This window comes from Prosthecobacter sp., from assembly GCF_049294395.1.
Classification (GTDB): Bacteria; Verrucomicrobiota; Verrucomicrobiia; order Verrucomicrobiales; family Verrucomicrobiaceae; genus Prosthecobacter.
Map to the genome: position 1 here is coordinate 1 of NZ_JBAQCR010000268.1, position 8722 is coordinate 8722.

Here is an 8722-nt window from a genome sequence, read left to right on the forward strand (position 1 = left end):
CACTCCGAGGTGAGCCAGCAGAAAGAGGAGATGGAATCCGTGTCTGGGCGGCATTGTGGCAAAAGTGGCAGATACACCGGCATCGAAGCCTTCCAGACCAAGACTTCAATGTGACATCTTTGTTCCAGAGTGAGTTTTGACAGGTCTGGCGGGAATGCATGAATCCGTGGGGTTTCCTATGAAATCATTCCACCCGATGCTGTACGGCCTGATGTTGCTCGCGTTCCTGACTTTCTCCCGGGGAACTGCCGCTGAGGATGTCGATGTGGACGAGGATGTGAAGAGGCACACCCTGGTGCAGGTGGGAGAGACGGCCCCGGACTTCAATGGCAAGACAACCGATGGCCGGACGATGACGCTCTCTGCGCTGAAGGGCAAAGTGGTGGTGGTGTATTTTTTCTCCACCCAGGTGGCGCCGTGCATCGCCGAGATGAAACACCTTCAGAGCGAGGTGTACGAGAAGCTTCGGAACAGAGATGATTTTCAACTGATCGGCATCGGCTTCGGCAAGGGCAGCACACGGGAGGAACTGGTCATTCTCGGAGGCGAGAACAAGTTCACCTTTCCGCTGGTGCCTGATCCGGGCCGGCAAATTTACGAACGCTACTTCACGAAGTATGCGCCACGCACGGTGGTGATCGGGAAAACGGGCGTCATCCGGCATCTTGCTAGCGGGTACCATGAATTGACCAGCATCCCCAAGCTGCAGGCTGCGCTGGCACGTGAACTCGCGGTCAACACCCCTTGATGGGGGTGACTGCCATGCGTGGCCCGAGCCGTGGCAATGTTACAGAACATTAACAATAAAGCGCTGATTCCGCAGCCCGCGCCGCCTTAACGCATGGGGCGTTTGCACACTGCTGCCATGAAGCATTTTCCTCCTCTCATTTTCACTCTGACGTCCTCGATGACACGAGCGATCACGAGTGCTGTGAGACTGCTGAACCGGTGTCCAAATCGTCACCCTCAACCGCTAGATTCACACTCAACGCTTAGCTACAGCACGCTCGTCGGCGAAAGGCGATGAGCGCTCTTTTTCAAACTTGGAGCAATCATTTCACAACAACCGACAAACCCACACATACCAATGCTAATCAAAACCAAACACTTCCTCACCATGCTTGTCGTGGCTGGAATTTCAGCGGCAGCCATTCCGTCCAAGGCTGCCACCTTCGTTGCCGGGGATCTCCTCCTCGGCTTCCGTGCCACTGGCGGCACAGGCTCAACTTCGAACCTGATCGTCGATCTCGGTCTGGCCACGGGTTATCGTGACGCCACCTCCAACATCGCCTCCGTGGTGGACATTGGCTCCCTGCTGGTCAGCACCTATGGTTCGGACTGGGCCACGCGCTCTGATCTGTCCTGGGGTATTGTCGGCGCCCGGACCAACAGCACCATCAGTGCTGCGGTGGGCGGAGACCCCGCCAGAACGGACTACCTCTCAGCCGCGCAGAGCACCATCACCCCGGGGACCCAGCAGTCCACGGCCTGGGTTGTCGGGAGTGCGGGAAGAGCAGACACCACGGCGGACATTCTCGGCCTCGGGGTCGCTTATGCCGCAGCCCCTGGCACCACCAGCGCGGTTCTTAACTCCACGGATGCAGGAAGCTGGTCGACCAACAACAGCGGTTCGGATTCCTTCCGAGTCGGCGGCACCATCGAAGGCAACTTCGCCAATGGCGCCTCTGGCACGGCACTGGACCTCTATCGTGTGCTGAACACCAACACAGGTGCCAATCCGACGGGAACCGTCGGCGTGGGCTCCTATGAAGGCACCTTCACCATCAGCAGTGCTGGTGTGGTGGGTTTCACTGCGGCAGAAGCAGTGCCTGAGCCCAGCCGTGCAATCCTCGCCGCCGTCGGCCTGGGTGGTCTGCTGCTCCGCCGCCGTCGCAGCGTGAAAGCTTGAGATGACACTCCCTATTTCCACAAATCATACACCTTTCTCTTTTTTAACTTACTCATGAAATCTTTTTTTAAACTCTCCGTGGGCGTGCTCGCCCTCGCCCTCGCCCAGCAGGCTTCTGCTGACGTGACCATCCGCCTCACCGGATCCACCGCCTTCCGTTCGGGTGCCCACAAGGGCATCATCGCCATGATGGGCGGTGAAACGAACTGCAAAATCGCGACCGGGGCCCTCCCTGACAGCAACGGCAATCCCGTGGCAACCGCGCAAACGCAGGGCAGCTACGAAGGCGCCGACTTCTCCACCATCCAGGGAACGGCCACCGGCATCAGCGGCATTACCACCGTGCAGTGCTGCTGGACTGGCTCCGCCACGGGTGTCAAGGACGTTGCTCAGCAGCTCGACCTCACCTTCATCCCGGCCAGCGCGCTGCCTGCCAGCAATGGCTACGCCAACATTGCCGTCAGCCAGAGCCCAACCCAACTCGCCAAGGCCAACTTTGCGTTTTCCGATGTGTTCCAGTCATCCACCCCCACAGCCTCCCCTGCGCTGGTGGACAACAAGCTGGCGATCATTCCGTTCTGCTGGGTCGCCAACAAAGGCACCACGAACTTCACCAACATGACACAGCAACTGGCGCGCACGCTCTACGTCAACGGCTACGTTCCGAAGAGCCTCGCCACCGGCAACGCCGCAGATACGGACTATGTGCTCATGGCGGGCCGTGACAACGGCTCCGGCACCCGCATCACTTCACTGGCTGAGACCAAGTACGGTGCCTTCACGCCGGTGCAGCAGTGGAAATTCACCACCACCGGTGCAGTGGGCACCGGCAGCATCGTCTCAGCCCAGATCTGGCCCATCGGTGATGGCGTGGGGTCCACCACCGTTGGCAATGGCGGCTATACGAGCGGCAGCACCATTCGTAACTTCATGAGCATGACCTCGTCATCCATCAGTCTGCTGGATGAAACCGGCGCGGAAGTCGCCAACAGCCTTCCGGTCACCGTGGTTTCCTGGCTGGGCATCACCGATGCGAACACCGCCGTCGGCAACGGGGCCGTGCGCCTCGCCTATGAAGGCGTGACTTATGATGGCACGAACACCGCCCTGATTTACGAAGGCCGTTATTCCGCCTGGGGCTACCTGCACCTCTACACCCGCAGCGGCCTGACCAGCGACGAGACCCAGTTCAAGAACAACATGGCGACCCAGCTCGACAACACCTCTGTGCTCGGCACGTCCGGTCTGCGCGTGTCCCAGATGCATGTGAACCGCCAGAATGACGGTGCCACCATCGGTGCTGGTGCCAACTAAAACTGCCGGCATTCTCGCAATGCCTGCCTGACAAAAAAAACCTCGCTGGTGCTGACGCATGCCGTCAGCACCAGTTTTTGTTTCACTCTTTATTCCTCAAAATCTCATGCCCCACTTTCCCCTGCTCCGTCACCCTCTGCTCATGGCAGGATCGCTGGCATTGAACGTCATGCTGGGCTGTGCGGCAGTGGCGCTCTGGGTCCAGGCAGGCAAAACGCCCCAGATTGCCGCCGTTCCGAGGGTGGCGCCAGCAGCCGCCAAATCACGCCCGCTGGTGGTCAAGACGGCCCAGCCGAAGCCGTTTCACTGGAGCCAGCTGGAGACGCCTGATTTCGCGACTTATGTGAAAAATCTTCGCGGGGTGGGCTGCCCGGAGGCGACGATACGTGACATCGTGGCCGGGGAGCTGAATGAAATCCAAGCACAGAAACGCAAAGCAATGGCCACGACCAGCGGCCGCCTGCCGGCGGCGGAGGAGATGAAGCTGCAGGCCGAGTACGAGCAACTGCTGACGAAACTGACCGCGCCAGAAGCGTCCTCTGAGCAAGCACGTCAAGGCTCTGCCGCTGCGGTGAACCAGCAGGGCGGCTCTTCGAATACGGCACCATCCGAGACCACCCTCACAAATTCGACGCCTGCGGGGAACCCCGCTGCTGACATCCCAGCCGCATTCACGTATGGCACCCAAGAATCCACGGCCCAGCAGCAGGCGTCTCAGGGCCTGCTCAATGCAGCCACGCCTGACCCGACACTTTCCCCTGTCGCAACAGCGGCACTCCAGCAGATGCAAAGTGATTTCGCGCAAGCAGTGAGCGAAACCAATGCGCCTTCCGACAGTCCTGCCTACCGGGCACGGTGGAACCAGGTGCGCCGGGACAGTGATGAACAGTTTTCCTCCATGTTTGGCGGAGACTTGTTCATCCTCACTCAGATTGAGGCCGTTAAAAATGCTGCGGCTGCGAAAGCGGCACCTTGAAGCATGTGTTGTGTTTCGAAACTGTCACCGAAACTCGTGATGCCCTACGTAAGAGGGCAAAAAGGGGCGCAGACTGTGACGCATTCGTAACAGCGGCAAGCTTGAGCGAGGGCTGGGTCGAACGAAAAAGGAGGCGTCCTGAATACTGCGTCAATGCCGCCCCCAATCTTTCAATCCAGCTTCAAACCAAGCACCGCAAGCCTGAACATTCGGGAGATCTCCCGTGGGTTTTGCGCCCTGCTGTGCGGGGCGGGTCTGAGTGGTTTTGGCCCTGCACGAGGTGAGTCCCAAACGCCCCCCCAGACTGCCGCCACGGCGATGCCTGCGGCTGCTCCGACGGCTTTGTCGCAGCTCGGAAACCTGTATGTGCGGGAGTACCGGGTGCGGGGGAACAAGATCCTGAAGGCGATCGAGATCGAGGAGGCGGTGTATCCGTTCATGGGGCCGGGCCGGGGGGAGCAGGACATTGAGGCGGCGCGCATGGCGCTGGAGAAAGTTTACAAGGCGAAGGGCTACCAGAGCGTGGGCGTGCAGGTGCCGCAGCAGACGGGTGCGCGTGGTGTGATCTACCTGGAAGTGGTAGAAACGCCTGTGGGCCGCCTGCGGGTGAAGGGCGCGCGGTATTTCCTGCCGAGCAAGATCAAGGAGATGGCTCCCTCCATGAAGGAGGGCACGGTGCCGAACTTCAATGAGATCAGCAAGGACATCATGGCGCTGAACCGCTGGCGTGACCGCAAGATCACTCCTGAGCTGCGCGCGGGCGTGGTGCCGGGGACGGTGGACATCGACCTGAATGTGGAGGACAAGCTGCCGCTGCACGGGAGCTGGGAGATCAACAACCAGCACAATGCGAACACGGTGCCGCTGCGCCTGAGCGGTTCGCTGAGCTACAGCAACTTGTGGCAGATGGGACACACGCTGGGCGTGAGCTTTCAACTGGCTCCGGAACGGATGACGGACAGCGCGGTGTATTCGGCGTTTTACCAGGCGCAGGTGCACAGTGTGGAAGGTTTGAGTGTGATGCTGACGGGCACAATTCAGGACAGCAACATCGCTGCGCTGGGTGGCACGACGGTGATCGGCAAGGGGCAGATCGTGGGCTTTCGCCTGATGAAGACGCTGCCGGCAAAGCAGGGGTACTTTCACTCCATCAGCTTTGGAATCGACTACAAAAACTTTGTGCAGGATGTGAATGCGGGCGGTGCGCTGGTTTCCTCCCCCATCGCGTATTACCCCTTCAACCTGGCCTACAGCGGGAGCCGCGTGACGGACAACACGTTCACGGAATTCAACGCGGCGCTGACGTGGCATGTGATGGGCATGGGCGGATCGCAGACGCAGTTTGCGGCGCGGCGCTTTGCGGCGACGGACAGCTTCTTCTACTTCCGCGGGGATCTTTCCCACACGCATGATGTGGCGCAGGGCTTCCAGATTTACACCCGCGTGCAGGGGCAGGCGACGCCGGATGCGCTGATCAATACGGAGCAGACTTCGGGCGGTGGGTACGGCACGGCGCGTGGGTATCTGATCGCGACGCGGCTGGGTGACTCGGGGATCTTTGGTTCGCTGGAGTTTCGCAGTCCGAACTTTCTGGGCACGGCGAAGGACCGTGAGAACCAGTGGCGCGTGTATGCCTTCCTGGAAGGCGGCAAGCTTTACACCAACAAGACGCTGCCTGCGGAGAAGCGCAGCTATGACCTGGCCAGCGCGGGCTTTGGCACACGCATCCGCTATTTGAACCACATCACCGGATCGGTGGATCTGGCGATGCCGCTGGTCTCGCAGCCGAACGCGCTGGCGCATGACCTGTTCCTGCTCTTCCGCCTGGGAATGGATTTCTAGGCCGACCCCATTTTTTCACTCTCTCAATGCACAGCCCCTCCACACGCTTCATGTCCCGCAAACCACGCATCCTGACTTCTCTGCTGCTTGCCCTGGCGCTCACGACTTCCTTTGCTTCCGCCGCTGAAAACTGGTGGGATGCGAAGTGGCCCACACGCAAAAAGATCGACATCGACACGACCGGCAAGGGCGTGGCGATTGCGGAACCCATCGGCACGACGGCGGTGCTGGTGCGCCTGCACGAGGGTGTGTTCAGCTTCATGTCCGCGAAGGAGGACGGGAGCGATCTGCGCTTTGTGGCGGAAGATGGCAAGACGGAGCTGAAGCACCACATTGAGAAGTGGGACTCTTTGCTGAATGAGGCGTACGTGTGGGTGCAGGTGCCTGACCTGAAGCCTGCGAGCGCGACGAGCATCTGGCTCTACTACGGCAACACCGAGGCGGGTGCGCCTGAGGCGGCGAAAGAAACGTACGATGCGAACACGACGCTGGTGTACCACTTTGCGGATGCTTCGAAGGCGGGCACGGATTCTTCGGCCACGGGTGCGAATGCGGAAGGTGCGCCACCACCGGCAGCGGGATCGCTGATCGGCGGCGGGCTGCGTGTGTTTGGACAGACGGCGATCAAGGCCCCTGCCCCGCCGCTGGGTGAATGGGCGCCGGGTGCGCCGCTGACGGTGTCTGCGTGGGTCAAGCCATCTGCGCTGCAGCCGAATGCGGTGATCCTGAGCCGCCGTGAGGGTGCGAACGCTTTCATCCTGGGTCTGGACAACGGCATTCCGTTTGTGGAGCTGAACAAGCAGCGCAGCAGTGTGGGGGCTCCTATTGCAGCGGGTGCATGGCATCATGTGGCTGCGGTGGCGGATGCGGGAACCATCACGGTGTATGTGGATGGCAAATCGTATGGCGCACTGACGGCGGCGATGCCGCTGCTCAAGGGTCCGGTGGAGATCGACAAGGACACGTCTCCTGCGGCGGCGAGCTTCGTGGGCTACACGGGTGAGATTGATGAACTGCAGATTTCGAAGACGGCGCGGCCTGCGGGCTTCGTGCGCTTTGCGGCGGTGAACCAGGGAACGACGGCGGATGCGGCCAAGCTGATCACGGTGGGTGAGGACGAGGCTTCGGACCACGAGGAGGAGAACGAGATCATGAAGCATCTTTCGCTGATCACGGACATCTCGAAGGACCTGACGTTTGACGGCTGGGTGGTGATCGTCCTCTGCACGGTGCTGGCCATCATGGGCTGGATCATCGCGGCGGGGAAAGTGATGTACCTGAACACGATTGAGAAGGCTTCGAAGGAGTTCATGAAGCGCTGGGAGAAGATTTCGTCTGACCTGACCGCCATCGACACGGAGGATGACGAGAGCATTCAAAACGTCGGCGGGAGCGTGAGCGGCAAGATGCAGAAGCTGATGAAGCAGTCGCCGCTGTATCAGCTCTACCATCTGGGCTCGCAGGAAATCAGCCACCGCATGAAGTCCTTCCGCCAGGTGACCTTCAATCCGCAGGAGAAGAAGGAGGCGAAGGTGATGGGGCTTTCCGGGCGCTCGATCCAGGCGATCAAGGCGACGCTGCATGGCGGGATGGTGCGCGAGGTGCAGAAGCTCAATGGCAAGCTGGTGTTCCTGACGATCGGCATCGCGGGTGGTCCTTACCTGGGACTGCTGGGAACGGTGATCGGGGTGATGATCACGTTCGCCGTCATTGCGAAATCCGGCGAGGTGGAGGTGAACTCCATTGCTCCTGGTATCGCGGGCGCGCTGCTGGCGACGGTGGCGGGTCTGGCGGTGGCCATTCCGGCGCTGTTTATCTACAGCTACCTGAGCTCACGGATCAAGGATGTGGTCTCGAACATGGAGACCTTCATCGACGAGTTCGTCACGAAGATGGCCGAACACTACAAGGAGTAACCGCACACTCTCATGGACGCCGACAACAAATCCTACGATGACATCAACGTCACGCCGATGGTGGACCTCTACCTGGTGCTGCTGCTGATCTTCATCATCATGACGACCGCCGGGGTGCAGGGCGTGAAGGTGAACCTGCCGCGCGGCGGGCCATCCACCTCCAAGCCGATCGAAGGACCGAAGATGCAGGCGGTGACGGTGGACAACCAGGGGAACATCAAGCTGAACGCGACGGCGGTGACGATTGATGAGCTTTCCAGCAAGCTGGAGTCGATCAAGGCTTCCATGCCCGACGCACCCATCGTGGTCCGCGGGGACAGCGGGACGCAGTACCAGACCATCATGGATGTGCTGACTGCGGTGGGCCGTGCGGGCTTCACGAACATCGGGCTGGCGACGCAGGCGAAGAAGTAAGCAACGTTTTACCTACCACACCATGGCATCCAATCACATCGACGACGAGGAGCCCGGATTTTTCCGGCGGTATCTCGTGCTGCTGATTCTGGGCGGGCTGGCGCTTGCCGGCGGTGGCTACCTGTACATGAATCACAAGCCTTCGAAGGCTTCGCCCAAGAAGAAGATGGAGATGATTTCGATCTCCATGCCTCCGCCGCCGCCCCCACCGCCGCCGCCTCCAAAAAAGGAAGAGCCGCCGCCGGAGGAGAAGGAAGAGGAAAAGATGATCGAGCAGGCGCAGGAAGAGGTCGTGGACAAGCCGGAGGACAAACCTGCGGACAAGCCTGCGGATGAACCGCTGGGCACGGC

At 60.4% G+C, this 8722-nt stretch carries 7 protein-coding genes and 1 pseudogene; all 8 read left to right on the plus strand.

The genetic code is table 11. The features are described 5' to 3' along the window. Window positions 1–178: 178 nt before the first annotated feature. A complete protein-coding gene (locus tag WAW39_RS18295; protein WP_422320631.1) occupies window positions 179–748 on the plus strand; it encodes a peroxiredoxin family protein in 570 nt (189 codons plus the stop codon). A gap of 339 nt (window positions 749–1087) precedes the next feature. Then, window positions 1088–1909: a PEP-CTERM sorting domain-containing protein gene (locus WAW39_RS18300; RefSeq protein ID WP_422320632.1), complete on the plus strand. Its 822-nt coding sequence runs from the start codon at window positions 1088–1090 to the stop codon at window positions 1907–1909. 54 nt (window positions 1910–1963) lie between these two features. Beyond that, window positions 1964–3223, plus strand: coding sequence for a hypothetical protein (locus WAW39_RS18305; RefSeq protein WP_422320633.1), 1260 nt, complete (start codon window positions 1964–1966; stop codon window positions 3221–3223). A gap of 106 nt (window positions 3224–3329) precedes the next feature. Continuing rightward, window positions 3330–4199, plus strand: coding sequence for a hypothetical protein (locus tag WAW39_RS18310; protein ID WP_422320634.1), 870 nt, complete (start codon window positions 3330–3332; stop codon window positions 4197–4199). Between the two features lie 153 nt (window positions 4200–4352). Continuing rightward, window positions 4353–6041 (plus strand): ShlB/FhaC/HecB family hemolysin secretion/activation protein, encoded by a 1689-nt coding sequence (locus WAW39_RS18315; protein ID WP_422320635.1) that lies wholly within the window; start codon window positions 4353–4355, stop codon window positions 6039–6041. Window positions 6042–6091: 50 nt separating this feature from the next. After that, complete coding sequence (locus tag WAW39_RS18320) at window positions 6092–7957, plus strand: DUF2341 domain-containing protein (RefSeq protein ID WP_422320636.1); 1866 nt, start codon at window positions 6092–6094, stop codon at window positions 7955–7957. Window positions 7958–7969: 12 nt separating this feature from the next. After that, window positions 7970–8371 (plus strand): ExbD/TolR family protein, encoded by a 402-nt coding sequence (locus WAW39_RS18325; RefSeq protein ID WP_422320637.1) that lies wholly within the window; start codon window positions 7970–7972, stop codon window positions 8369–8371. 22 nt (window positions 8372–8393) lie between these two features. Beyond that, window positions 8394–8722: pseudogene (locus WAW39_RS18330) on the plus strand (hypothetical protein); the annotation flags it as partial.